Here is a 24,811-nt window from a genome sequence, read left to right as displayed (position 1 = left end):
TTACAGACCGGCTCGGTTAAGCTGAATAATAAGTGACGTCACGGGCAATGTGAAATTAATCACCCTCGGGCGAAATATCAGGCCGCCATTCGCGGAATTGCGCCAGCGGCATCGGGCGGCTAATCCAGTATCCCTGCAGGAAATTAACGCCGTGCTCGCGCAGCCAGGCGGCCTGTTCCGGCGTTTCTACCCCTTCGGCGACGGTCGACATATTCAACCGTCTTGCCAGCGTCAGGACGGCATCCAGCACCGGTGACGTCACCGTCTCAGTCCCTATCGCATTAACAAATCCACGGTCTATCTTGAGGTAGTCCATGGTGAAATGCTCAAGATAAATCAGCGCGCTGTGGCCGGTGCCAAAATCATCAATGGCTATCTCAAACCCTTCATTATGCAGCCATTCGAAGAGGCTGTTGGCTTCCCGGTGATTGAGCATATCGCGCTCGGTAATTTCCAGCACGATCTGGAAGTAATCCTGCGGCAGTAGCGCTTTGAAGGTGCGCATATCGTCTTTGAAGCTTTCTGCATGCAGATGCCCCGGCGCAATGTTGATACCCACCTTTGCTCCCGGAGGTAACAGGGTTTGTAACACGGGGGCATCGTGAATGATAAGGTCAAAGAGATGCAGCGTCAGCGGGACAATCAGCTTCTGCGCTTCGGCAAAGTTGATAAACGCGTCCGGCGGAATTTCCCCCATTGTCGGGTGTTTCCAGCGCATCAGCACTTCAAGCCCGGTCATCTGGAGCGATTTAGCATCGACGACAGGCTGATAAACCACGTAAAACTGACCGCGCTTAATCGCGCTTAAAATCTCTTTACCCGGGCTGAGGCGAATGCTGAGGATATAGTAGTTGAGCGATCCGGCACAAATACCGCATACCAGCCCGAAGAAGAGGGCGTAGAGAATTTCATCGCTGGTCCAGGCGTCGGCATACAGGTTTATGGTCAGGGGGACGTCTTTCAGCGTCGCGGTACGGGCCGGAGTTTCATGCAGGTCATGCGCAAGGACCAGTGTGCTGGACCGCGTTGACAGCGCATGATCGCCAATAATGATGGCAATGCCGGCAAATTCGTCCTGGCGCGCGGTGTAGAGCAGATAAGGCGTCAGATTAAGATTCACCGAGGTGAACACGCCGCCGTCCTTCACTAGCGGGTTACGGTACCAGATGGCAACCGCGGGCTTGTTGGGCAGCATCGGGGTGCCTGGAAGCAATGCCATATCAATTTGTTTATCGATGTGCAGCTCAGGTATCAGCTCCTCCATCGGGGAATTCATCGGCCCCGTGGCAGAAGAGCAGAACGCCATTTTGTCTCTGACCAGCAGAAATGCGCGAACGTTAAGGCTAAAGGCAGCGCGCGAGGTGAGTTCCTGATTGACATCGTGGCAATTGCTTAACGTGAGCGGCTGGAGCACATCGATAGAATTTTTTAACTCATCGAAATAGCTCTCCATATAGATGCTCACATCGTGGATCAGGGTGTCGAATTTGACTTCCCGCTTGTGGTAGCTCCAGAAAAATTGCAACGAACCCAGGAGCAGGGCGGCGATCAGGCCTGTGATGATGCTAAGGATCAGTATTTTGCGATTGCTGGAGAAATAGCGGGTGAGCATAGACGTCGTGATTCCTGAAATGCCGCTGGATGTATTCAGTGTAACGGGCAAAAAAAAACACTGCCGAAGCAGTGCTTTTTTTCATCATATCGTCAGCCAAGGGATAACCAACGATACGATAGTCATATTAACTGCGGGTCAGTACGCGGCGTGCTTCGTTGTAACGCTTCTTCCAGTACGGTTCGTTCATGCTGGAAATGGTCACACCGCTGCTGGTGGAGGCATGTACAAACTGGTCATTACCAATGTAGATGCCAACATGTCGACCTGTAGAACCGGCACGGAACAGGACTAAATCACCGGTGCGCAGTTTGGTACGTGAAATCGACTTGCCCATCTCCTGCTGTTCATAGGTTGAACGCGGAAGATCTAACCCAAATTGCTCGCGGAACGTACGCTGTACAAACCCGGAACAATCAATACCTGTTTTTGTGCTGCCGCCAAGACGATAGCGCACGCCTTTCCAGTCAGCATACTGGTCCATAATGCGGGACTTCACGTCCAGATTACGTACCATATTTTCAAATTCATCCTGAGAGGCTTGCAGTGACGAGGAATCTTCCATTCCCACAACACGCGTCTCAGGATGCATATTCTTTGCGGTGTTCGATGTACTACATGCAGACAACAGTACCGCGACTGCTATCGCCGGGATCCCCCGTAAGATATATCTCAGAAACGGTTGAGATTTGACCATTTTGTTTATTTTCCCTTGAAGTCCTTAACGACAAATATCGTTATAAAAATGCCAAACGTGACGAGACTAATTATCTGTTCACATTGAGACAATTCTTTCTGGTCACATTTGTGGCTCAGCGCACAAAATTATTTGCCATTGAAATAATTATCTCTATGGGGCAAAACGAGTTCGAGATTAACCGATTGCCTGGGGTAATGCGAGTAAAAAAAGCCTTTTTTTTATAAGAAAATGTGATACAGAAAGTAAAAACATGGAAATGCTCAAAATACCGGCAGATCCGCCGCGTAATCGCGTAATTGATTCATTTTTATCATGAATGTGATGACAGGAATATGACAGTGAGAAACGATCTTGGCGGGAGAGCTATCAGGGATCATGTCGATCCCTGATAGCTCACGTTAATTTAGGTTAGTTATTTGTTTAATTGTTGTTGCGCTCTGCCGGGAAGATAGCGATCGAACAGCGCTATTATCCTGTCGCTCAGTGGGGTCATCAAACACCACGGCAGCGCAATCAGCGCCACGGAGAGCGAACCGACGGCAATATCGGTGAACCAGTGAGCGCCAATCATTACGCGCGGGAAGGCAAAAACCACAAAAATAATCAGGGCTATGGAAAAGGCTTTTCTGCCGAAATAGCGAAGCATAATTGCGGAAAAAATAAGCAGCATCATACCGTGATCGCCGGGGAAACTGTCCTTCGACGCATCTTTTGTTGGAATATGCAGCAGTTCGCTGACGCGATAAATATCGGTGAAGAATAGCGTTGGGCTTGAACGCTTAACCGGAATAATCGCGGTTGCCAGTTGGTTAATGACGACAGCAAACAGCAGCATTACCAGACCGATAATGAGAATACGCCGACGCCCGGCTTTATCCTCTTTCAGCCAGAAAGAGAGCATCAGGCAACCCATGGCCAGCAGCGAGAAGCCGTCGAAGGCACGGTTGTTGGTAATTGCCACCAGCCAAAGAAACGCGTTGCTCTTCACCAGTTCCTGGTTGAAGAAGTGAAAAATGGCAGAATCCAGCGGGAACCAGAAACCATGATCCGCCGGGATATACCAGGAGAAGAAAAGCGCCAGACCGGCGACATTAAGCAGTAATATCAGGGGAAATCGAGTTGTCATAACGTTCTGCATAGAGTGAAAACTGGGGCAACGTTAGCCCCCCGAACTTAAACGAATCCTCAACAGGCTGGACTGGAGGGCATTCCAGTCGGCGTTAACCGCACTAATTAACTCTATTCGGCTGTCAGGCGGCGCCACATTCTGCGTTTCAATAAAGAAATCGTCACCCTGACGGTTGATCCTCACCAGCCCGTCTGGGGTGCGCATGATCCCTTTCACGCGATCGACGGGAGCAAGTCGGGCCCACTCCAGGATCCCAATAGTGTCGAAAACGGTTTCAGCATCAAAAATCCATCCGCAGGCCTGATATCCCTGGCCGCTGTTCAGGTTACGACGCCAGCGCTGATGTTCCGGCAGGCTGAGAGCGGCTAAACCCTGTTTCACCGAATGACGATGTTGATGTTCCGCACTGGCCGGAAGTTCAACCATGTTCAGACGAGGAAGGTCAAGCAGGGCGCTATCAATATTCCCCTGGGTGGCCTGTACCCGCGTGCGGTTGCCGCCGAAATGTTGCCACCACGCGTCCAGTGCGGCCTGGCTTTCAGCCGTGGCGCGATCTGCTTTATTTGCGACAATAACGTCAGCCGAGGCGAGCTGATCGCGGAAGTTCTCATTGGCCACCGCTTTGTCATCCAGAAGCTGACGCGGATCGAGCAGGCACAGGGTGGCGCGCAGATCGATCCACGGCTCGTAAACCGGGGCGGTCAGTAAATCGAGGATCTGCTTAGGGTGACCCAGCCCGGTGGGTTCAATCAGCAGGCGGTCAGGTTTGCCCTGACGCAGCAGGGTATTAAGCCCGACCTGCATTGGCAGGCCATTGACGCAGCACATGCATCCGCCGGGGATCTCTTTAATCATCGCGCCGCTGGATGACAGTAACGCGCCGTCAATGCCCACCTCGCCAAATTCATTGACCAGCACCGCCCATTTCTCGGCAGGATCTTTGTTCGCCAGCAGGTGGAGAATTGAGGTGGTTTTACCGCTACCGAGAAAACCGGTGATGAGGTTGGTTTTGGTCACGTGCGCTCCAGATGAGAATGGTGATGCTATAACACTATTCTCTTTATCCTGGCGAAAAACGTGACCTGTGAGAAGAGGGAGGGCGAACGGAGGCTTCATCCGTTCGCGTTAAGCGCAATAATCGTTAAATATTTAACGTTTCGATAACAGCCTGACGTGCGCCGTTGAGGATAATGCGCTGGTATGCCTGGCTGACAGCCTCCACAAAGACGCTGTTTTGTGCGAGATCGTGACCAAAGACCTCGCTGAGCCCCAGCAGCGCGTTAACGCGGTCGGCATCGCTGCTGGCGTCGACGATGGCGCGGATTTTATCGCTGAGGGGATCGCGAACATCAATCGCGTTGCCACGGTCGTCGGTACCGCTGACGTAGCGTATCCAGCCGGCCACGCCCAGAGCCAGCAGCGACCACGGTGTTTTTCGCTCGAGATGAACGCGGATCCCGTCCAGCATTCTTTGCGGAAGCTTCTGGCTACCGTCCATCGCGATTTGCCAGGTTCGATGCTGGAGCGCCGGGTTGGCAAAGCGCTCGAGCAGGCTATCGGCGTAGGCGGTGAGGTCGACATCCTTAATGCGTAATGTGGGGGCCTGCTCGTTCAGCATCAGCCGACGGGCGGCTTCGCGGAACGCAGCGTCCTCCATGCATTCATTAATATGGGTGTAGCCCGCGAGATACCCCAGATACGCCAGGAAAGAGTGGCTGCCGTTGAGCATGCGCAATTTCATCTGCTCCCACGGCAGAACATCCTGCACCATCTGAACGCCCGCGACTTCCCACTCCGGACGGCCGGCGACAAAATTATCTTCCACCACCCACTGAATAAACGGTTCACAGCTGATGGCGCACGGATCTTCCACGCCGAGCGCGTCGGTGATTTCCGCCAGCGAGGCTTCCGTCGCGGCGGGAACAATTCTGTCGACCATCGTTCCCGGGAAGCTCACGTGGCTGTCAATCCATTCAGACAGCGCTGCAGAACGCTTTTGCGCCATGCCCAGCACTGCGTTTTTCACCACGTGCCCATTATCGGGGATATTGTCGCAGGAGAGCACGGTAAACGCAGGCAAACCGCGCTCGCGGCGGCGGTGAAGCGCTTCGACAAGGATCCCGGGTGCGGAATGTGGCTCTGATGGATTTTCAAGGTCATGGATAATCCGGGCGTTGTGCAGATCGAGTTTCCCGGTCGCGGGATCGATGCAATAGCCTTTCTCCGTGATGGTGAGCGACACGATCGCGACCTGAGGCTCGCAAAATTTCTCAATAATGGCGGGCAGGGAGTCCAGTTTTGCGTTCAGGCATTCATGGACGGCACCGACGATAATCGCCTCATTTCCTTCTGCCCCTTTCTCCAGCACGGTGAACAGATGATCCTGTGCGCGCAGCTGGCTCATCAGCACATCGCCGCTGAAAAGGCTAATCTCACAAATACCCCAGTCGCCGCCTTTTTCATTCAGTACCCGATTTGTTAACAATGCCTGGTGCGCACGGTGAAACGCGCCAAAGCCAAAATGGACGATGCGAGAGCGCAGTTGCTGACGATCGTAGCGCGGCTGCTGAACCTGAGCAGGAAGGGCTGTGGAGGCAATTGTCTTCATGTGATATACACCTGATTAACCATTAATTAACAATGCCAGTGTAAAGTTATATGACAGCAAATAAAATTGGTGAGCCGTAAATATCCACGTTCTGTGAGTTTGATCAATCAATGTGTGGCGGTATGTTGACCCTTAGCGGCAAACATGTATGGTAGTCGTCATTGCAGTAACACATATTGGTATAACAACTTAAGAGGGTGAGGCAATGGAACAAACCTGGCGTTGGTACGGGCCGAACGATCCGGTTTCTCTTGATGATGTGCGCCAGGCTGGCGCAACGGGTGTCGTCACGGCGCTGCATTATATTCCTAACGGTCAGGTATGGCCGGTTGAAGAAATTCAACAGCGTCAGGCGCTGCTGGCGGAGAAGGGGTTAACCTGGTCTGTGGTGGAGAGCATCCCGGTTCACGAAGACATCAAAACCCATTCCGGGGAGTATCAGACCTGGATTGCTAACTATCAGCAGAGCATTCGTAACCTGGCAGCCTGCGGCATTGATACGGTTTGCTATAACTTCATGCCTATTCTGGACTGGACGCGTACCGACCTTGAATACCAGATGCCGGACGGCTCGAAAGCGCTGCGTTTCGACCAGATCGCCTTCGCGGCGTTTGAGCTGCACATTCTGAAACGTCCTGACGCCGACGCGGATTACACCGCGGAAGAGCAGCAGCAGGCGCACGCGTGGTTTAACGCCGCCAGTGACGCAGACATCGAAAAGCTGACCCGTAATATTATTGCGGGCCTGCCGGGGGCTGAAGAGGGTTATACGCTGGATCAGTTCCGCGCGCGCCTGGCGGAATACGGCGATATTGATAAGCAGCAGCTGCGTGAAAACATGGCGTACTTCCTGCGCGCTATCGTGCCGGTTGCTGAAGAGGCAGGTGTACGCCTCGCGGTACACCCGGACGATCCACCGCGTCCTATACTCGGTCTGCCGCGTATTGTTTCCACTATTGAAGATATGCAGTGGCTGAAAGAGACGGTAAACAGCATCTATAACGGCTTCACCATGTGTACCGGCTCCTACGGCGTGCGTGCGGATAACGACCTGGTGCGGATGATTGAAACCTTTGGCGATCGCATTCACTTTACGCACTTGCGTGCGACCTGCCGTGAGGATAATCCAAAAACCTTCCACGAGGCGGCGCACCTGGGCGGCGATGTGAATATGGTAGCGGTGGTAGACGCCATTCTGGCGGAAGAGGCGCGTCGCAAGCAGGCGGGCGACGTGCGTCCTATTCCGTTCCGTCCGGATCACGGCCACCAGATGCTGGACGATCTGCGTAAGAAAACCAACCCGGGCTATTCGGCGATTGGCCGTCTTAAAGGGATGGCGGAAGTGCGCGGCGTTGAGCTGGCGCTGAAGATGACGAAGTATCCTGAATTGCTGTAAAAGAAAAACCCGGCGTAAAGCCGGGTTTTTTGTGTTAGTCAGCGCGACCCATATAGCGTTTTTCTTCAATATGGATGCGGATCTTCTCGCCAGCGGAGAGGTATTCAGGCACCTGCACAACCAGGCCGGTGGTTAGGGTAGCCGGTTTGTTGCGCGCACTTGCGGATGCGCCTTTGATGCCGGGTGCGGTTTCCACGATTTCCAGATCGACGGTCTGCGGCAGCTCCAGCGCCAGCAGCACGCCGTCCCAGGTGAGGACCTGCATGTCAGGCATGCCGCCTTCAGGGATGAACAGCAGCTCTTCTTCAATCTGGTCTTTGGTGAAGATGTACGGGGTGTAATCTTCTTTGTCCATGAACACGTATTCGTTGCCGTCGATGTAGGAGAAATCAACGTAGCGACGGGTCAGGGTCACGGTATCGACGATGTCGTCACCTTTAAAGCGCTCTTCCACCTTCAGGCCAGTACGCACATCGGCGAAACGCATTTTGTACAGCGTTGCTGCACCACGGGCGCTTGGTGCCTGAATGTCGATATCTTTCACAATCAGCAGTTTGCCGTTGTAATTCAGCACCATACCTTTCTTAATTTCGTTCGCTCTTGGCATTGCAGTAATCCTGTTTACGGGAGGTAAAAAATATCGCGCCAAATTACTCGCGCGCGGCCTTTCAGGCAAGAGGAATTCGTGGCTTTTGCTATCAATACGCAAAAGGTGTTACTGTGCGCGCGATGCCCGACTGCGCGGGCCATCGTCAGCTAAAGAGAGCATTTATGGATTGTCGTCCCGATTGTGGCGCGTGCTGTACTGCACCGTCCATTTCAAGCCCCATTCCAGGAATGCCGGGGGGCAAGCCTGCCAATACCCGCTGCGTTCAGCTCTCGGAAACGAATCTGTGCATGATCTTTGGATCGCCGCTGCGCCCGAAGGTCTGCTCCGGGCTTCAGCCCACTGCCGAAATGTGCGGCAGCACGCGAGGGCAGGCGATGACGTACCTTCTTGAGCTGGAAGCACTCACCGCACCCTAAACGTCTTTAATCCTCGCCAGACAGCCGATCGTCAACGTACACATCACCAGTGCAATCCAGAAAACCGTGTGATAGTTCCAGATTTCGGCAACGACACCGGCCATTGAGCCCGCGATAATCCAGCCCACGCGGGTGGTATTAGTATAAAGGGTGGTGGCTGAGCCTGCCTGGCCCGGCATCAAATCCTGGAAATAGAGCATGCCTATCCCGGCGAGAATGCCAATGTAGATGGCGTTCAGCAGCTGTAAAGCCAGCAGCAGCGCTGGCGTATGTACCGTCAGCATACCGATATAGAACAGCAGACCGGCGACAGCGGCGATGCGCATTAAAAAACGCTTTCCGAAGCGCTTTGCGTAATAGCCCGCGATGAGCATCGTCGGGATCTCAAGCCCGGCCGCGGTGCCCATCATGATGCCCGCCAGCTTCTCCGACAGGTGGAGTTCATCAATAATAAACAGCGGCATATTGATGATATACAGGCTGTTGGTGCCCCACATCAGCGTGCAGATCGCGAACAGGAGCAGGGCATCGCGGCGATTACGGCGCGGCGCTTCCAGCACGCCCGTTGCCACTTTCGCCTCTTTGCGCATGGACGGCAGGAAGAACCACACCAGCGCGCCGCACACCACAAACGCGACGGCCGCGCTCAGGTACATCACCGTAAAACCAAAACCCATCGCCAGCGCGTAAGCCAGCGGCGGGCCAATCACCCATGCCAGCGACACCTGAGCACGCAGGACAGAGCTGAACATCACCGCTTCACGTCCGGTATGGTCGGCGTGTTCGCGGGCAAGGGCGAACAGCTGTGGGTTCGCCGTCGAGCCAAAGCTGCTCAGGAAAACCCCGACGAAGAGCAGAATGAAATAGTTGCGGTTCCAGGCAAATAAAACGCAGGCCATGACCCCGAGCAGACAGCAGAAAACGATCAGGCTTTTACGATCGCCTTTTCTGTCGGATCGCCCCGCCAGAAACTGGCTGACCAGGATGCCGATGATAGCGCTTCCGGTAAAGAAGAAGCCCACCATCGCTGGACGGACGTGAACCTCGTTGGTCAGAAACAGGCTCAATGTCGGCGTCTGTAACGCACCGGCAATGCCCGTGAAGAAGGCAACAATCAGGAATGCCGCTGAGGTCAAATCAAAGGGCTTCGGCGAGACGGCCGCAGGGGTGTTATGCATGTTTTATAATTAGCGAGTAGCAGAGAGGGGCGGAGTTTACGCCGTCAGCTAAAAAATAAACAGTGGGTACGGTCAATGATGCCACGAAAAATCAAAATGGCATTTCAACTACGTCCCACCCGGCTGAACTTAGCTGAAACTGTCTTGCTGAACTTCAGCAAAATTCAGCTGAACGAAGAAGAAATGTGCTGCATCTCTAAATTCTGATATCGGAAATACGAGTTTACTTGCAAGACATTGCAGAAAGCGCAAGACTTTTTGAAACGTTTCAGCGCTATCTTGTTTTAACAAACGGAGCAGGCTAGCGCATTTTTTCTCATTAAAGCTGAAACGATTCAAGTTCAGCAGGAGTGGAGAACCATGTTCCAGTTATCTGTTCAGGATATCCACCCGGGCGCTCAGGCCGGGGATAAAGAAGAGGCTATTCGCCAGGTTGCCGCTGCGCTTGTGCAGGCGGGTAACGTCGCGGACGGCTATGTAAACGGAATGCTGGCTCGCGAGCAGCAGACCTCAACCTTCCTCGGTAATGGCATTGCCATTCCGCACGGCACAACCGACACCCGCGATCAGGTGCTGAAAACCGGCGTTCAGGTTTATCAGTTCCCGCAGGGCGTGCTCTGGGGCGACGGTCAGGTGGCGTATGTGGCTATCGGTATCGCGGCCAGCAGCGATGAACACTTAGGCCTGCTGCGTCAGCTGACGCATGTCCTGAGCGATGACGATGTGGCTGAACAGTTGAAGTCCGCGACCACAGCTGAAGAGCTGCGCGCCCTGCTGATGGGAGAAAAACAGAGCGAAGCGCTGAAGCTGGACAATGAAACGCTGACGCTGGACGTGATTGCCTCCGATCTGGTAACGCTGCAGGCGCTGAACGCGGGTCGTCTGAAAGAAGCCGGCGCGGCGGATGCCACCTTTGTGACGCGCGTGATTAACGATAAGCCATTGAATCTGGGTCAGGGTATCTGGCTGAACGACAGTGCTGAAGGCAACCTGCGCAGCGCTATCGCCGTGAGCCGCGCGGCCAATGCGTTTGACGTGGAAGGCGAGCGTGCGGCCATGCTGGTGACCGTGGCAATGAACGATGAGCAGCCGGTTTCCGTGCTGAAGCGTCTGGGCGATCTACTGCTGAACAACAAAGCTGAAAAACTGCTGAACGCTGATGCCTCCACCGTGCTGGCACTGCTTACCAGTGATGATGCGCCGACTGAAGACGTGCAGACCGCGGAGTTCGTGGTACGTAACGAGCACGGCCTGCATGCCCGTCCGGGCACCATGCTGGTGAATACCATTAAACAATTCGAAAGTGAGATCACCGTGGCGAATCTTGACGGCACGGGCAAACCGGCCAACGGCCGTAGTCTGATGAAAGTTGTCGCGCTGGGCGTGAAGAAAGGCCACCGTCTGCGCTTCACCGCGCAGGGTGCCGATGCTGAACAGGCGCTGAAAGCGATTGGCGATGCCATCGCGGCTGGTCTGGGGGAGGGCGCATAATGAGCAGACGTGTTGCGACTATTACGCTGAACCCGGCTTATGACCTGGTAGGATTTTGCCCGGAAATTGAGCGCGGCGAAGTCAACCTCGTGCGTACCACTGGCCTGCATGCTGCGGGCAAAGGGATTAACGTCGCGAAAGTGCTCAAGGATCTCGGTATCGATGTCACCGTGGGTGGATTCCTCGGTAAAGATAACCAGGATGGTTTCCAGCAGCTGTTCAGCGAGCTGGGCATTGCCAACCGTTTTCAGGTTGTTCAGGGCCGCACCCGCATCAACGTTAAGCTGACGGAGAAAGACGGTGAAGTGACCGATCTGAACTTCTCTGGCTTCGAAGTAACGCCGTCAGACTGGGAGCGTTTTGTTAACGACTCTCTGACCTGGCTTGGTCAGTTTGACATGGTCTGCGTAAGCGGCAGCCTGCCGTCCGGCGTGAGCCCGGAAGCGTTTACCGACTGGATGACGCGCCTGCGCAGCCAGTGCCCGTGCATTATTTTTGACAGCAGCCGCGACGCGCTGGTTGCCGGTCTGAAAGCCTCGCCGTGGCTGGTTAAGCCGAATCGCCGCGAGCTGGAGATCTGGGCGGGTCGTAAGCTGCCGGAATTAAAAGATGTTATTGACGCTGCCCATGCGCTGCGCGAGCAGGGTATCGCTCACGTGGTGATCTCGCTTGGTGCAGAAGGCGCGCTGTGGGTTAACGCGTCTGGCGAATGGATCGCCAAACCGCCGTCAATGGAAGTTGTGAGTACCGTTGGCGCAGGGGATTCCATGGTTGGCGGCCTGATTTATGGTCTGCTGATGCGGGAATCCAGTGAACATACCTTACGTCTTGCCACTGCCGTTGCTGCCCTGGCCGTCAGCCAGAGCAATGTCGGTATTACCGATCGTACCCAGTTAGCCGCGATGATGGCGCGCGTTGACTTAAAACCTTTTAACTAACAGCAGGAGAGGAATAATGAAAACGCTGCTGATCATTGACTCCGGTCTCGGACAGGCTCGCGCCTATATGGCGAAGACCTTGCTGGGCGCGGCGGCACAAAAAGCACATCTGGAGATTATCGATAATCCAGGCGATGCAGAACTGGCCATTGTCCTGGGCGATAAGATCCCGGCTGACAGTGCGCTGAACGGCAAAAAAGTGTGGCTGGGCGATATTAATCGCGCGGTGGCACATCCGGAACTGTTCCTGAGCGAAGCGAAAGGGCACGCGTCTGTCTACAGCGCGCCTGTCGCGACGGCACCGGCTGCGGCCACCGGTCCGAAACGCGTTGTCGCGGTGACGGCCTGCCCGACGGGCGTGGCTCACACCTTTATGGCAGCTGAAGCCATCGAAACCGAAGCGAAAAAACGCGGCTGGTGGGTTAAAGTTGAAACGCGCGGCTCCGTCGGTGCCGGCAACGCTATCACCCCTGAAGAAGTGGTTGAGGCCGATCTGGTGATCGTGGCGGCGGATATCGAAGTGGACCTGGCGAAATTTGCCGGTAAGCCAATGTACCGCACGTCTACCGGCCTGGCGCTGAAAAAGACCGCGCAGGAGTTTGATAAAGCGCTAGTGGAAGCGAAGCCGTATCAGGCAACCGGCGCGCGTCAAACTGCGACGGAAGGTAAGAAAGAGTCTGCAGGCGCATATCGCCATCTGTTGACCGGCGTGTCTTACATGCTGCCGATGGTGGTTGCGGGCGGTCTGTGTATTGCCCTCTCGTTCGCATTTGGTATTACCGCGTTTAAAGAGCAAGGCACGCTGGCCGCTGCGCTGATGCAGATCGGCGGCGGTTCCGCGTTCGCCCTGATGGTGCCGGTACTGGCAGGCTTTATTGCCTTCTCCATCGCTGACCGTCCAGGCCTGACGCCGGGTCTTATCGGCGGTATGCTGGCCGTGAGCACCGGTTCTGGCTTTATCGGCGGTATTATCGCGGGCTTCCTGGCCGGTTACGTCGCGAAGCTCATCAGCTCGAAGCTCAAGCTGCCTCAGAGTATGGAAGCGCTGAAGCCGATTCTGATCATCCCGCTGATTTCCAGCCTGGTGGTCGGTCTGGCGATGATTTACCTGATTGGTAAGCCAGTTGCGGGCATCCTGGCGGGTCTGACCCACTGGCTGCAAACCATGGGTACCGCGAACGCGGTTCTGCTGGGCGCAATCCTCGGCGGCATGATGTGTACCGACATGGGTGGTCCGGTGAACAAAGCGGCGTACGCCTTTGGTGTTGGCCTGCTGAGTACTCAAACCTACGCACCGATGGCAGCGATCATGGCGGCAGGTATGGTGCCTCCTCTGGCGCTCGGCCTGGCGACGATTATTGCCCGTCGTAAGTTCGATAAAGCGCAGCAGGAAGGCGGTAAAGCCGCGCTGGTGCTGGGTCTGTGCTTCATCACCGAAGGGGCGATTCCGTTCGCGGCGCGTGACCCAATGCGTGTGCTGCCGTGCTGTATCGCGGGTGGTGCAGTGACCGGGGCGATCTCCATGGCGATTGGCGCAAAACTGATGGCACCACACGGCGGTCTGTTCGTGCTGCTGATCCCTGGCGCTATCACGCCGGTACTGGGCTACCTGCTGGCGATTATCGCGGGTACGCTGGTGGCTGGTCTGTCTTATGCGGTGTTGAAGCGCCCTGAAGCAGAAGCGGTTGCGAAAGTAGCCTAAGGGTTAACGTGACAAAAAAGCCGGGTGCATTATGCGCCCGGCTTTTTTTATGCCGCCTGTTCAGCGGTTTGCTGTGCCTTCAGCCAGGCAATCTCTTCTGCCCAGATGTCCGGATTGATGGTTTCCAGCACCATCGGGATACCGTCGAAGCGGGCGTCCTGCATAATGAAGCGGAACGCATCATGGCCAATATTGCCTTCGCCCAGGCTGTGGTGGCGGTCAACGCGGCTGCCAAAGGCGCTTTTCGCATCGTTTAAGTGCATGCCGCGCAGGTACTGAAAGCCCACGATGCGCTCGAACTCATCAAACGTGTTTTTCGTTGCCTCGGTGGTGCGCAGGTCATACCCGGCCGCAAACGCGTGGCAGGTATCAATGCACACGCCGACGCGGGATTTATCCTCCACGCCGTCGATAATCGCCGCCAGATGTTCAAACTTAAAGCCGAGGTTACTGCCCTGACCGGCGGTATTCTCTATTACCGCGGTGACACCTTTGGTCTTGTCCAGCGTGATGTTGATGGACTCGGCAATGCGCGCCAGGCAGGCATCTTCATCGATTTGCAGCAGATGGCTGCCCGGATGGAAGTTCAGCAGCGTCAGTCCCAGCTGTTCGCAGCGCTGTACTTCATCAAGAAACGCCTCGCGGGATTTTTCCAGCGCCTCTTCAACAGGATGCCCGAGGTTGATGAGGTAACTGTCGTGGGGAAGGATTTGGCCTGGCCCGTAGTGGTACTTCTCACAGGCGGCTTTGAAATCATCAATCACGTCAGCGGTGAGCGGTGCGGCGCGCCACTGGCGCTGGTTTTTGGTGAACAGGGCGAAAGCGGTCGCCTCGATTTCGGCGGCGCGAATGGCGGCATTCGCAAGGCCACCTGCAGCGCTGACGTGCGCTCCAACATATTTCATAAAAAAACTCCTGCTAACCCGAAACGCTTATGATAGCGGGTTAGCAGGAGAAGGACGAGATGGTTTATGCCATCAGGCTGTGCACCGCGAGGTTAATGGCACCGCCGCCGACAATCAGCCAGATAAAGAGCACCAGCGCCATCAGCAGCGGTTTCGCCCCGGCTTTTTTCAGCGCGCTGACGTGTGTGGTCACCCCCAGCGCCGCCATGGCCATCGCCAGCAGCACGGTATCCAGCGTCACCAGCATATCCACCACCGCTTTCGGCAGCAGGTGGAAGGAGTTAAAGATAGCGACCACGATGAACAGGATCGCAAACCACGGAATGGTGATTTTGCTTTTCTCGCTGCCGCCTGCCGGTGCCAGCTGCTTAACCCGCGCCGCGAGGAAAATCAGGAACGGTGCCAGCATCATCACGCGCAGCATTTTGGCAATCACCGCCGCGTTTTCAGCTTCCGGGTTAATGGCATGTCCTGCCGCCACCACCTGGGCCACTTCGTGCATGGTCGAACCGATATAGATGCCGTAGGTTTCCGGGCTGAACCAGTGGGCAACCAGCGGATACATCGCCGGGTAGAGGAAGATCGCCAGCGTACCGAAGATCACCACCGTCGCCACCGCCACGGTCACCTTGCTGGCTTCGGCTTTAACAACGGGTTCCGTTGCCAGTACCGCCGCGGCCCCACAGATACTGCTCCCGGCACCGATCAGCCAGCTGGTTTGCTTATCCAGGCCAAAGACTTTCTGGCCGATAAAGCAGGCCAGCAAAAAGGTGCTGGTCAGGGTCAGGACGTCGATAGCGATTCCGCTGACACCCACATCCGCAATCTGCGAAAAGGTGAGACGGAAGCCGTAAAGGATAATGCCGAGACGCAATAAATGTTGTTTGGCGAAAATGACGCCCCCGTCGCAGGATTTCCAGATATGCGGGTAAACGGTATTCCCCACGACCATGCCCAGCAAAATGGCCAGCGTCAACGCGCTAAAACCGGCGCCCGCGATAGCCGGGATGCTGCCGCCCCATAGCGCGACGGCGGTCACTGCTGCGCTGAGCGCAAGACCCGGCACGAAGTGCCACACTGTACGATGATGTTGTAAGGTGATTTCTGACATAACCTTCTCCTTTGTCTGGCTAAAGGTTACGGTGCTCTGGCTTAAAAATAAAATTGATTATATACTTATAATTAATCTATATAAGTGGTAAGCAACCATGCACATTACATTGCGTCAGCTGGAAGTGTTTGCCGAGGTGCTGAAAAGCGGCTCGACGACCCAGGCGTCACAAATGCTGGCGCTCTCACAGTCTGCGGTCAGCGCGGCGTTGACCGATCTTGAAGGACAGCTGGGCGTTCAGCTTTTTGACAGGGTAGGGAAGCGTCTGGTGGTCAACGAGCACGGTCGTCTTCTTTATCCACGCGCGCTGGCGCTGCTGGAGCAGGCTATCGAAATCGAACAGCTGTTCCGCGAAGACAACGGCGCAATCCGCGTCTACGCCAGCAGCACCATTGGGAACTACATCCTGCCGGAAGTGATTGCCCGCTACCGCCGTGATTTCCCGACCCTGCCGCTGGAGATGAGCGTGGGTAACAGTCAGGACGTTATCAACGCGGTGATCGATTTCCGCGTGGATATCGGCCTCATCGAAGGGCCCTGTCATAACGTCGATATCATTGCCGAGCCCTGGCTGGAAGATGAGCTGGTAGTGTTTGCGTCCCCGGCCTCGTCGTTATTGCAGGGCGAGGTGACGCTGGAGCGGCTGGCGCAGGCGCAGTGGATCCTGCGCGAGCAGGGCTCCGGCACGCGTGAAATTGTCGATTATCTGCTGCTTTCCCATCTGCCGCATTTCCAGTTAGGGATGGAGCTTGGGAACTCTGAGGCTATCAAGCACGCGGTGCGTCATGGCCTGGGGATCAGCTGTCTTTCCCGGCGCGTTATTGCCGAACAGCTTGAGACGGGGTCGCTGGTGGAAATTCCCGTTCCGCTCCCGAAACTGGTGCGCACGCTGTGGTGTATCCATCATCGTCAGAAACACCTTTCCAGCTCGCTGCAGCGTTTTCTGCGCTATTGCGAGATGTAATCTTCCCCTCATGCTGGCTCTCTCCCCACAGGGGAGAGGGAAAAATTATGCTTTACTTATAATCCTGGCCCAGTCATGAAGCTCTCTTATAACTGAGTATTTCTGCCGGAAGGAACGCGGATCGTCTGCTACAATCGCGCCTCATTTATTAAATGGACAGCATTTTCATATGGTTTCAGAAATTAAAACCACAGAAGCGCCCACGCTACGTCGTGAACTCAAGGCGCGTCACCTGACGATGATCGCCATTGGCGGCTCAATCGGTACAGGTCTTTTCGTTGCCTCTGGCGCAACGATTTCGGCAGCAGGCCCGGGTGGGGCACTTTTCTCTTATATCCTGATTGGCCTGATGGTGTACTTCCTGATGACCAGTCTCGGCGAACTGGCCGCGTACATGCCGGTATCCGGTTCGTTCTCGACCTACGGTCAAAAATACGTTGAAGAAGGCTTCGGCTTCGCGCTGGGCTGGAACTACTGGTACAACTGGGCGGTCACTATCGCCGTTGACCTTGTCGCCGCACAGCTGGTGATGAACTGGTGGTTCCCGGATACGCCGGGCTGGATCTGGAGCGCCCTGTTCCTCGCCGTCATCTTCCTGCTGAACTACATCTCCGTGCGCGGTTTCGGCGAAGCGGAATACTGGTTCTCTTTGATCAAAGTGGCAACCGTCATCATCTTTATCGTCGTCGGTGTGGCGATGATCGTTGGTATTTTCAAAGGCGCAGAACCTGCGGGCTGGAGTAACTGGGCGATAGGCGATGCGCCGTTTGCCGGTGGCCTTTCGGCGATGATTGGCGTGGCGATGATTGTCGGTTTCTCCTTCCAGGGGACCGAGCTGATTGGTATCGCCGCCGGTGAGTCAGAGAACCCGGAGAAAAATATTCCGCGTGCGGTCCGTCAGGTATTCTGGCGTATCCTGCTGTTCTATGTGTTCGCGATCCTGATTATCAGTCTGATCATCCCGTACACCGATCCAAGCCTGCTGCGTAATGACGTAAAAGACATTAGCGTCAGCCCGTTCACGCTGGTCTTCCAGCACGCTGGTCTGCTTTCAGCCGCGGCAGTGATGAACGCCGTTATCCTGACCGCAGTGCTTTCAGCCGGTAACTCCGGGATGTACGCGTCCACCCGTATGCTCTACACGCTGGCATGCGACGGTAAAGCACCGCGTATCTTCGCGAAGCTGTCCCGCGGCGGCGTACCGCGTAACGCGCTGTACGCCACAACGGTCATTGCCGGCCTGTGCTTCCTGACCTCCATGTTTGGCAACCAGACGGTGTACCTGTGGCTGCTTAACACCTCCGGGATGACGGGCTTTATTGCCTGGCTGGGCATTGCCATTAGCCACTACCGTTTCCGCCGCGGTTTCGTCAAACAGGGACACGATATTAACTCGCTGCCGTATCGCTCCGGCTTCTTCCCACTGGGTCCTATTTTCGCCTTCATTCTGTGCCTGATCATTACGCTGGGACAGAACTATGAAGCGTTCCTGGCGGACACCATTGACTGGGGCGCCGTGACGGCGACCTACATTGGTATTCCGCTGTTCCTCGTCATCTGGTTTGGCTACAAGCTGACGAAAGGAACACACTTCGTTCGCTACAGTGAAATGGAATTCCCGGAACGATTTAAACAATAACCGCACTTCCTCTCTTTTAACCCGCTCATTCGAGCGGGTTTTTTTATGCCCGCCTCCTGAAACAAAGATATATTTCTTAACAATTTAATTGATAATAATTATCGTTTGCTTTATCGTTATCAAAAGTAAGCGTGTCACCGACCCACCGCAGACGTGGGCGGCAAGGAAGACGCTGTGAGCAATGATGATTTGATTTAGTTGTATTTACCTCATGGAGATATGGAATGTTTAGGTTGAATCCCTTCGTCAGGGGAGGACTTTGTGCGTCCGCAATGTCCCTGGCCCTGCCTGTTATCGCAGCGGAAACCGGCGACACAATGGTCGTCACGGCCTCCGCGACCGAGCAAAACCTGAAAGACGCGCCGGCAAGCATCAGCGTGATTACCCAGGAAGATTTGCAGCGCAAACCCGTTCAGAATCTGAAAGATGTGTTACGGGAGGTGCCGGGCGTTCAGCTCACGAGCGAAGGGGACAACCGTAAAGGGGTAAGTATTCGTGGACTGGACAGCAGTTATACGCTGATCCTGATCGACGGCAAGCGCGTTAACTCGCGTAACGCGGTATTCCGCCATAATGATTTCGACCTCAACTGGGTGCCGGTTGACGCCATCGAACGCATCGAAGTGGTACGCGGACCGATGTCTTCTCTTTACGGATCCGATGCGCTGGGCGGCGTGGTGAACATTATCACCAAAAAAATCGGCCAGAAATGGACGGGCACCCTGAGCGCCGATTCGACGATTCAGGAGCACCGCGATCGTGGAGACACCTACAACGGTCAGTTCTATACCAGCGGTCCGCTGGTGGACGGCCTGCTGGGGCTGAAAGCCTACGGTAGCCTCGCGAAGCGTGAGAAAGACGGTCAGCAGAAATCCTCCACCACGGCGAGCGGTGAAACGCCGCGCATTGAGGGCTTCACCAGCCGCGATGCGAATGTGGAGTTCGCCTGGACACCGTCTGAAAACCACGACTTTACGGCGGGCTACGGTTTCGACCGTCAGGATCGTGACTCGGATTCCCTCGACAAAAACCGCCTTGAGCGTCAGAACTACTCACTCAGCCACAACGGCCGTTGGGGCGTCGGCAACAGCGAGCTGAAGGTTTACGGCGAAAAGGTGGATAACAAAAACCCGGGAAACAGCAATCCGATCACCTCCGAGAGCAACGCGGTGGACGGAAAATACGTGCTGCCGCTGGGTGAAATCAACCAGCTGCTGACCTTCGGCGGCGAATGGCGTCACGATAAGCTGAAAGATCCGGTCAACCTGACGGGCGGTTCCAGCAGCAGTACCTCGACAAGCCAGTATGCCCTGTTCCTTGAAGATGAGTGGCGTCTCTTTGAACCTCTGGCGCTGACCACCGGCATCCGTATGGACGACCATGATACCTACGGCGATCACTGGAGTCCGCGAGCCTATCTGGTCTACAACGCGACCGATACCGTAACGGTGAAAGGGGGCTGGGCTACCGCGTTTAAAGCGCCGTCGCTGCTGCAGCTTAGCCCGGACTGGGTTACCGGCTCGTGTCGCGGTGCCTGTGAGATTGTCGGTAACCCGGATCTGAAACCGGAAACCAGCGAGAGCTTCGAATTCGGTCTGTACTACAGCGGGGAAGAGGGCTGGTTAGAGGGCGTGCAGGCCAGCGTTACCACCTTCCAGAATAACGTGGATGACCGCATCAGCATCAGCCGTACGGCCAATGCGAAACAGGCCCAGGGTTACCCTAACTACGTTGGACTGAATGCGGACGGTGAACCGATTTTCCGCTACTACAACGTTAACAAGGCGCGTATCCGCGGGGTGGAGACCGAGCTGAAGCTCCCGCTGGCGGACGACTGGAAGCTGACCCTGAACTACACCTACAACGACGGTCGCGATATCAGCAACGGCGGCAACAAGCCGTTGTCCGATCTGCCGTTCCACACCGCAAACGGAACCGTTGACTGGAAGGCGACGCAGGACTGGTCGTTCTACGTTCAGGGCAACTACACCGGCGAGAAACGCGCGCTTACCAGCAGTGCAGCAACGCCGGGTGGCTATGTCATCTGGAATACCGGCGCCGCGTGGCAGGCGACGAAAAGCGTGAAGCTGCGCGCGGGCGTGCAGAACTTGCTGGACAAAGATCTGAGCCGCGACGATTACAGCTATACGGAAGACGGCCGTCGCTACTTTGTGGGCGTGGATTACAAGTTCTGATGCGGACAGGGTAAAAGCAAAACGGCAACGTAAGTTGCCGTTTTTAGTTTGTTCCCTCTCTCAGTGGGAGAGGGCCAGGGTGAGGGCATCAGAGCGCACGCACCCGCACTTACCCAAACAAATGCTCCGCATGGAAGCGGAGATGATCCTCAATAAAGGACGCGATGAAGTAATAGCTGTGGTCATACCCCGGCTGGATGCGCAGCGTCAGCGGCCAGTCCTTCTGACGTGCCGCTTCGGCGAGCACCGCAGGCTGTAGCTGACCGGCGAGGAACTGATCCGCATCGCCCTGATCGACAAGCATCGGGATCGCATTTGCCGAGCTGCTGGCCAGCATCAGCGCACAGCTGTCCCATTCCTGCCATTTCGCTTCATCTTCACCCAGATAGTTCGTGAAGGCTTTCTGCCCCCACGGCACCTGCGTTGGGTTCACAATTGGCGCAAATGCCGACACGCTGACGTATTTTCCCGGATTTTTTAGCGCCATGATCAGCGCCCCGTGTCCGCCCATGGAGTGTCCGCTGATGGCGCAGCGGTCGCTTACCGCAAACCCGGACTGAATCAGCGCGGGTAGCTCGTCGCGAATGTAGTCATACATGCGGTAGTGGCCAGCCCAGGGCTGCTCGGTCGCATTGAGATAAAACCCGGCGCCTTTACCGAGGTCGTATCCAGCATCGTCGGCCACATCATCGCCACGCGGGCTGGTATCAGGCATCACCAGCGCAATACCCAGCTCGGCGGCAAGTCGCTGCGCGCCCGCTTTGGTGGTGAAGTTTTCGTCGTTGCAGGTCAGGCCTGAAAGCCAGAACAGAACCGGTGGATTTTCCGTCGGCGGCAGGAAAATGCTGAACGTCATCGCACAGTTCAGAACGGTGGAGTCATGCCGCCAGCGCTGCTGTCGACCTTCAAAACAACGGTGCTCTTCGAGCAGTTCCATGCAGGGCTCCTTAATGATAATGCATATTCATAAAAACCATAATACAGCCTTTTCATTGACCTGTGAGTAACTTTCACTTTCGCCAGACGGTGAGATGCTGCATCATAAATTTACTTTTCTTTAACAATTGGAGCGGTCATGGCGCTGCGTATTGCGCTCAGTGGGTTTGTCGTTCTGGTGGTGGCGATGGGGATAGGGCGCTTTGCCTTTACGCCCCAGGTGCCGCTGATGATTGCTGCCGGACAGCTTACGCTGACCAGCGCGGGTCTGGTGGCGGCGATGAATTATCTGGGCTATCTGGTGGGCGCATGGGATGCGATGCGCGCGCACCGCTTTGTTGAAACGCGCCTCTGGCTTGGCATCACCGGCGCGGTTGCTCTGACGCTGCTCTCCGCGGCGGCGGATAACGCCGTTGCGCACGGCCTGCTGCGCTTCGTGATTGGCTGCATGAGCGGCTGGTCGATGGTACTCATTGCCGCCTGGACCAACGAACGGCTGGGGCAGCTGGGTAAACCGGGCCTGAGCGCCGCCGTGTTTGCCGGACCGGGGGCGGGCATTGCCCTGAGCGGGCTTCTCGCCGTCTATATCCATGCGAAATCCCTTTCGGCCGGTGCGGCATGGCAAATCTACGGCGTGCTGGCGCTGGTGCTGATTGCGCTGGTGGCGCGCTACCTGCCGCGATCCGGGCAGCTCCATCGCCCCGGCACCGCGCCGGAGCCGCTGGTGCTGACGGCGGATTTAAAGCGCCTGGTCTGGAGCTACAGCCTGGCCGGGTTTGGCTATATCCTCCCGGCGACATTCCTGTCGCAAATGGCGGCGGTGCGTTTTCCCGGCAGCCTGTTTGCCCAGTTTGTCTGGCCGATTTTTGGTCTCGCCGCCGTGGTGGGGATTGCGCTCAGTATTCTTTTACGCCACACCTCAACGGCTAACCGCAGGCTGGCTATAGTCCTGTGGTTACAGGGGGCGGGCGTGCTGGCGGCCTGGCTGCTGCCGGGGATTGGCGGTTTGCTGACGGGCGGGCTGCTGGTGGGCGGCGGCTTTTTGTGTGCCGTGCAGCTCTCTCTTTTATACGGCCGCGAGCTGGCGCCAAACCACACGCGCTATATGGCAGGCCTGCTCACCACGGGGTATGCAATTGGTCAATTGATTGGCCCGGTCACCTCGGCGTTATCAACCTGGCTTACCCACCGGCTGGAGCCCGCGCTGGGGCTGGCGGGCGTTGCGCTGTGCGTCGGCGGAGCGCTGGTCTGGAATCGTCACGCTGAAAGGCAACAGCAATTGCAATAATTATCGTCGTGAATACTGGATTATGTGCGCCGCCTCACGCACAATGAGCGCATACTTTTGCCACAACGAGGGCAAAAGACGCCACACCTGCAGGAGAACAAAATGTCATCACTCAGTAAAGAAGCTGCCCTGGTCCACGAAGCCCTGGTTGCGCGCGGTCTTGAAACGCCACTGCGTCCGCCCGTACAGGATTTGGACAATGAAACCCGCAAGCGTCTGATTGCCGGTCATATGACCGAGATCATGGAGCTGCTGAATCTCGATCTGAGTGACGACAGTCTGATGGAGACGCCGCACCGCATCGCGAAAATGTACGTCGACGAAATTTTCTCCGGGCTGGATTACGCCAACTTCCCGAAAATTACCGTCATTGAAAACAAGATGAAAGTGGACGAGATGGTGACGGTACGCGATATCACGCTGACCAGCACCTGCGAACACCACTTCGTGACCATCGACGGTAAAGCGACCGTGGCGTATATTCCAAAAGATACGGTGATTGGCCTGTCGAAAATCAACCGCATCGTGCAGTTCTTTGCTCAGCGTCCGCAGGTGCAGGAGCGTCTGACGCAGCAGATCCTGACCGCGCTGCAAACGCTGCTGGGTACCAGTAACGTGGCCGTCTCTATCGACGCGGTTCACTACTGCGTGAAGGCGCGCGGCGTGCGTGATGCAACCAGTGCAACGACCACCACGTCGCTGGGCGGCCTGTTTAAATCGAGCCAGAATACCCGCCAGGAGTTCCTGCGCGCCGTACGTCACCACAACTAAGTCTTACAGGGCAGGAACCATGGAGCGAAACGTCACGCTCGATTTTGTTCGCGGCGTCGCCATTCTCGGTATCCTGCTGCTTAATATCAGCGCCTTCGGCTTGCCGAAGGCGGCTTATCTCAATCCTGCCTGGTATGGCGACATCACCCTCAGCGATGCCTGGACCTGGGCTGTCCTCGATCTCTTCGCGCAGGTTAAATTCCTCACGCTCTTTGCCCTGCTGTTTGGCGCAGGTCTGCAACTCCTTCTCAAACGCGGTACGCGCTGGATCCAGTCGCGCCTGACGCTGCTGGTTCTCCTCGGCTTTATCCACGGCCTGTTCTTCTGGGACGGCGATATTCTTCTCGCGTATGGGTTAGTCGGGCTCATCTGCTGGCGCCTGATTCGCGATGCGCACAGCGTAAAAAGCCTGTTTAACACCGGCGTGATGCTCTATGTCATGGGGCTTGGGGTCCTGCTGCTGCTGGGGATGATCTCCGGCGAGACGACGAACCGTTCCTGGATCCCGGATGCCGCTAACCTGCAGTACGAACAGTACTGGAAGCTGAAGGGCGGTACGGAAGCGATAAGCAACCGCGCGGATATGCTGGGGGATAACCTCCTTGCGCTGGGGGCGCAATACGGCTGGCAGCTGGCGGGTATGATGCTGATGGGCGCGTCACTGATGCGCACCGGCTGGCTGAAAGGGGAGTTCAGCCTGCATCACTATCGACGAACGGGTGTCGGGCTGGTGCTGATCGGCGTGCTGATTAACCTCCCGGCGATAATCACGCAGTGGCACATCCACTGGGATTACCGCTGGTGCGCGTTCCTGCTCCAGGTGCCGCGCGAACTGAGCGCGCCGTTCCAGACCATCGGCTACGCGGCGCTGATCTATGGCTTCTGGCCAACGCTTTCCCGCCTGTGGATCGTCAGCGCTATCGCCTGCGTGGGCCGCATGGCGTTGAGCAATTACCTCCTGCAAACGCTTCTCTGCACCACGCTTTTCTACCGTTTTGGCCTGTTTATGAAATTCGACCGCCTCACGCTGCTGGCGTTTGTTATTCCGGTCTGGGTAGTAAACCTGGCGTTTTCTGTGCTCTGGCTACGCTATTTCCGCCAGGGACCGCTGGAGTGGGTGTGGCGTCAGTTAACCGCACGTGCTTCAGGGGTATCATTGAAAAACACATCCAGATAACGATCTGGATCACAATCATTAACAAAACGGATGTAAGCGTTTTCA

21 protein-coding genes are annotated in these 24,811 nt (G+C 55.9%); 11 read left to right on the top strand and 10 right to left on the bottom strand.

All coding sequences use genetic code 11. From position 1 onward, the window contains the following. Window positions 1-55: 55 nt before the first annotated feature. The 5 genes from F0320_RS14720 to F0320_RS14700 form a co-directional block, all read right to left on the bottom strand. Window positions 56-1,612 (bottom strand): cyclic di-GMP phosphodiesterase, encoded by a 1,557-nt coding sequence (locus F0320_RS14720; RefSeq protein ID WP_047652532.1) that lies wholly within the window; start codon window positions 1,610-1,612, stop codon window positions 56-58. A 127-nt stretch (window positions 1,613-1,739) separates the two neighbouring features. Next, the gene (mepS, locus tag F0320_RS14715) at window positions 1,740-2,309 is read right to left on the bottom strand and encodes a bifunctional murein DD-endopeptidase/murein LD-carboxypeptidase (RefSeq protein WP_008500946.1); all 570 of its coding nucleotides are present in this window, start codon (window positions 2,307-2,309) and stop codon (window positions 1,740-1,742) included. 415 nt (window positions 2,310-2,724) lie between these two features. Beyond that, window positions 2,725-3,438 (bottom strand): phosphatase PAP2 family protein, encoded by a 714-nt coding sequence (locus F0320_RS14710; protein WP_185807268.1) that lies wholly within the window; start codon window positions 3,436-3,438, stop codon window positions 2,725-2,727. A 33-nt stretch (window positions 3,439-3,471) separates the two neighbouring features. After that, complete coding sequence (locus F0320_RS14705) at window positions 3,472-4,458, bottom strand: CobW family GTP-binding protein (RefSeq protein ID WP_126330807.1); 987 nt, start codon at window positions 4,456-4,458, stop codon at window positions 3,472-3,474. A 124-nt stretch (window positions 4,459-4,582) separates the two neighbouring features. Then, a complete protein-coding gene (locus F0320_RS14700) occupies window positions 4,583-6,049 on the bottom strand; it encodes a mannitol dehydrogenase family protein (RefSeq protein WP_126330805.1) in 1,467 nt (488 codons plus the stop codon). 205 nt (window positions 6,050-6,254) lie between these two features. Here F0320_RS14700 and uxuA point away from each other — a divergent pair, with 205 nt between their 5' ends. Then, complete coding sequence (gene uxuA, locus F0320_RS14695; protein ID WP_126330803.1) at window positions 6,255-7,445, top strand: mannonate dehydratase; 1,191 nt, start codon at window positions 6,255-6,257, stop codon at window positions 7,443-7,445. 34 nt (window positions 7,446-7,479) lie between these two features. On the opposite strand, the gene yeiP is transcribed toward uxuA, so the two are convergent. Then, window positions 7,480-8,052 (bottom strand): elongation factor P-like protein YeiP, encoded by a 573-nt coding sequence (yeiP, locus tag F0320_RS14690; RefSeq protein ID WP_008500940.1) that lies wholly within the window; start codon window positions 8,050-8,052, stop codon window positions 7,480-7,482. Between the two features lie 164 nt (window positions 8,053-8,216). On the opposite strand from yeiP, the gene F0320_RS14685 reads away from it, so the two are divergent. Next, window positions 8,217-8,471 (top strand): zinc/iron-chelating domain-containing protein, encoded by a 255-nt coding sequence (locus F0320_RS14685; RefSeq protein ID WP_047652737.1) that lies wholly within the window; start codon window positions 8,217-8,219, stop codon window positions 8,469-8,471. Here the strand turns inward: F0320_RS14685 and setB are convergent. Continuing rightward, on the bottom strand, window positions 8,468-9,649 hold the full coding sequence (setB, locus tag F0320_RS14680; protein WP_047652528.1) for a sugar efflux transporter SetB: 1,182 nt from the start codon (window positions 9,647-9,649) through the stop codon (window positions 8,468-8,470). The two genes, F0320_RS14685 and setB, sit on opposite strands and share 4 nt — an antisense overlap. A gap of 360 nt (window positions 9,650-10,009) precedes the next feature. Between setB and fruB the strand changes: the two genes are divergently transcribed. From fruB to fruA, 3 genes are read left to right on the top strand one after another with little or no spacing between them, the layout of a single operon-like run. Then, window positions 10,010-11,140 carry a fused PTS fructose transporter subunit IIA/HPr protein gene (gene fruB / locus F0320_RS14675; protein WP_126330801.1) on the top strand — a complete coding sequence of 377 codons (1,131 nt, stop codon included), beginning with the start codon at window positions 10,010-10,012 and terminating at the stop codon, window positions 11,138-11,140. Beyond that, window positions 11,140-12,078: a 1-phosphofructokinase gene (gene fruK, locus F0320_RS14670; RefSeq protein WP_008500936.1), complete on the top strand. Its 939-nt coding sequence runs from the start codon at window positions 11,140-11,142 to the stop codon at window positions 12,076-12,078. The genes fruB and fruK overlap by 1 nt, the downstream gene beginning before the upstream one ends. 16 nt (window positions 12,079-12,094) lie before the next feature. Further along, window positions 12,095-13,780 carry a PTS fructose transporter subunit IIBC gene (gene fruA, locus F0320_RS14665; RefSeq protein WP_126330799.1) on the top strand — a complete coding sequence of 562 codons (1,686 nt, stop codon included), beginning with the start codon at window positions 12,095-12,097 and terminating at the stop codon, window positions 13,778-13,780. A gap of 47 nt (window positions 13,781-13,827) precedes the next feature. Here fruA and nfo read toward each other — a convergent pair whose 3' ends face one another. Together nfo and F0320_RS14655 are read right to left on the bottom strand one after the other, a co-directional pair. After that, window positions 13,828-14,685: a deoxyribonuclease IV gene (gene nfo, locus F0320_RS14660; RefSeq protein WP_126330798.1), complete on the bottom strand. Its 858-nt coding sequence runs from the start codon at window positions 14,683-14,685 to the stop codon at window positions 13,828-13,830. A gap of 64 nt (window positions 14,686-14,749) precedes the next feature. Then, entirely contained in the window at window positions 14,750-15,796 is a 1,047-nt protein-coding gene (locus tag F0320_RS14655; protein ID WP_033146035.1) for a YeiH family protein, read from the bottom strand. Window positions 15,797-15,893: 97 nt separating this feature from the next. Between F0320_RS14655 and yieE the strand changes: the two genes are divergently transcribed. The 3 genes from yieE to cirA all read left to right on the top strand — a co-directional run bounded on the left by yieE (window position 15,894) and on the right by cirA (window position 20,594). After that, window positions 15,894-16,760, top strand: a complete 867-nt coding sequence (gene yieE / locus F0320_RS14650) for a DNA-binding transcriptional regulator YeiE (protein ID WP_024908171.1) — start codon at window positions 15,894-15,896, stop codon at window positions 16,758-16,760. A 169-nt stretch (window positions 16,761-16,929) separates the two neighbouring features. Then, window positions 16,930-18,399: an amino acid permease gene (locus F0320_RS14645; RefSeq protein WP_047652522.1), complete on the top strand. Its 1,470-nt coding sequence runs from the start codon at window positions 16,930-16,932 to the stop codon at window positions 18,397-18,399. A 224-nt stretch (window positions 18,400-18,623) separates the two neighbouring features. Further along, the gene (gene cirA, locus F0320_RS14640) at window positions 18,624-20,594 is read left to right on the top strand and encodes a catecholate siderophore receptor CirA (protein WP_126330796.1); all 1,971 of its coding nucleotides are present in this window, start codon (window positions 18,624-18,626) and stop codon (window positions 20,592-20,594) included. Between the two features lie 109 nt (window positions 20,595-20,703). On the opposite strand, the gene fghA is transcribed toward cirA, so the two are convergent. Continuing rightward, on the bottom strand, window positions 20,704-21,531 hold the full coding sequence (gene fghA / locus F0320_RS14635; RefSeq protein WP_033146032.1) for an S-formylglutathione hydrolase: 828 nt from the start codon (window positions 21,529-21,531) through the stop codon (window positions 20,704-20,706). Window positions 21,532-21,669: 138 nt separating this feature from the next. Here fghA and F0320_RS14630 point away from each other — a divergent pair, with 138 nt between their 5' ends. The 3 genes from F0320_RS14630 to yeiB all read left to right on the top strand — a co-directional run bounded on the left by F0320_RS14630 (window position 21,670) and on the right by yeiB (window position 24,766). Continuing rightward, window positions 21,670-22,818, top strand: coding sequence for a YbfB/YjiJ family MFS transporter (locus F0320_RS14630; RefSeq protein ID WP_126330794.1), 1,149 nt, complete (start codon window positions 21,670-21,672; stop codon window positions 22,816-22,818). Window positions 22,819-22,920: 102 nt separating this feature from the next. After that, window positions 22,921-23,589, top strand: coding sequence for a GTP cyclohydrolase I FolE (folE, locus tag F0320_RS14625; RefSeq protein WP_047652518.1), 669 nt, complete (start codon window positions 22,921-22,923; stop codon window positions 23,587-23,589). A 19-nt stretch (window positions 23,590-23,608) separates the two neighbouring features. Beyond that, the gene (yeiB, locus tag F0320_RS14620) at window positions 23,609-24,766 is read left to right on the top strand and encodes a DUF418 domain-containing protein YeiB (protein ID WP_126330792.1); all 1,158 of its coding nucleotides are present in this window, start codon (window positions 23,609-23,611) and stop codon (window positions 24,764-24,766) included. Window positions 24,767-24,811 lie beyond the last annotated feature (45 nt).

Origin of the sequence: Enterobacter dykesii, assembly GCF_008364625.2 — a bacterium.
Taxonomy (GTDB): Bacteria; Pseudomonadota; Gammaproteobacteria; order Enterobacterales; family Enterobacteriaceae; genus Enterobacter; species Enterobacter dykesii.
This window is presented reverse-complemented; position numbering and strand designations above follow the sequence as displayed.

What these genes read in the sequence shown, in the direction of transcription:
- fruB (WP_126330801.1), top strand. Translation starts at nt 10,010, where the DNA reads ATGTTCCAGTTATCTGTTCAGGATATCCACCCGGGCGCTCAGGCCGGG.
- yeiB (WP_126330792.1), top strand. Translation starts at nt 23,609, where the DNA reads ATGGAGCGAAACGTCACGCTCGATTTTGTTCGCGGCGTCGCCATTCTC.
- uxuA (WP_126330803.1), top strand. Translation starts at nt 6,255, where the DNA reads ATGGAACAAACCTGGCGTTGGTACGGGCCGAACGATCCGGTTTCTCTT.
- folE (WP_047652518.1), top strand. Translation starts at nt 22,921, where the DNA reads ATGTCATCACTCAGTAAAGAAGCTGCCCTGGTCCACGAAGCCCTGGTT.
- mepS (WP_008500946.1), bottom strand. Translation starts at nt 2,309, where the DNA reads ATGGTCAAATCTCAACCGTTTCTGAGATATATCTTACGGGGGATCCCG.
- fghA (WP_033146032.1), bottom strand. Translation starts at nt 21,531, where the DNA reads ATGGAACTGCTCGAAGAGCACCGTTGTTTTGAAGGTCGACAGCAGCGC.
- fruA (WP_126330799.1), top strand. Translation starts at nt 12,095, where the DNA reads ATGAAAACGCTGCTGATCATTGACTCCGGTCTCGGACAGGCTCGCGCC.
- F0320_RS14685 (WP_047652737.1), top strand. Translation starts at nt 8,217, where the DNA reads ATGGATTGTCGTCCCGATTGTGGCGCGTGCTGTACTGCACCGTCCATT.
- F0320_RS14700 (WP_126330805.1), bottom strand. Translation starts at nt 6,049, where the DNA reads ATGAAGACAATTGCCTCCACAGCCCTTCCTGCTCAGGTTCAGCAGCCG.
- F0320_RS14630 (WP_126330794.1), top strand. Translation starts at nt 21,670, where the DNA reads ATGGCGCTGCGTATTGCGCTCAGTGGGTTTGTCGTTCTGGTGGTGGCG.
- fruK (WP_008500936.1), top strand. Translation starts at nt 11,140, where the DNA reads ATGAGCAGACGTGTTGCGACTATTACGCTGAACCCGGCTTATGACCTG.
- nfo (WP_126330798.1), bottom strand. Translation starts at nt 14,685, where the DNA reads ATGAAATATGTTGGAGCGCACGTCAGCGCTGCAGGTGGCCTTGCGAAT.
- cirA (WP_126330796.1), top strand. Translation starts at nt 18,624, where the DNA reads ATGTTTAGGTTGAATCCCTTCGTCAGGGGAGGACTTTGTGCGTCCGCA.
- yieE (WP_024908171.1), top strand. Translation starts at nt 15,894, where the DNA reads ATGCACATTACATTGCGTCAGCTGGAAGTGTTTGCCGAGGTGCTGAAA.
- setB (WP_047652528.1), bottom strand. Translation starts at nt 9,649, where the DNA reads ATGCATAACACCCCTGCGGCCGTCTCGCCGAAGCCCTTTGATTTGACC.
- F0320_RS14720 (WP_047652532.1), bottom strand. Translation starts at nt 1,612, where the DNA reads ATGCTCACCCGCTATTTCTCCAGCAATCGCAAAATACTGATCCTTAGC.
- F0320_RS14645 (WP_047652522.1), top strand. Translation starts at nt 16,930, where the DNA reads ATGGTTTCAGAAATTAAAACCACAGAAGCGCCCACGCTACGTCGTGAA.
- yeiP (WP_008500940.1), bottom strand. Translation starts at nt 8,052, where the DNA reads ATGCCAAGAGCGAACGAAATTAAGAAAGGTATGGTGCTGAATTACAAC.
- F0320_RS14655 (WP_033146035.1), bottom strand. Translation starts at nt 15,796, where the DNA reads ATGTCAGAAATCACCTTACAACATCATCGTACAGTGTGGCACTTCGTG.
- F0320_RS14710 (WP_185807268.1), bottom strand. Translation starts at nt 3,438, where the DNA reads ATGACAACTCGATTTCCCCTGATATTACTGCTTAATGTCGCCGGTCTG.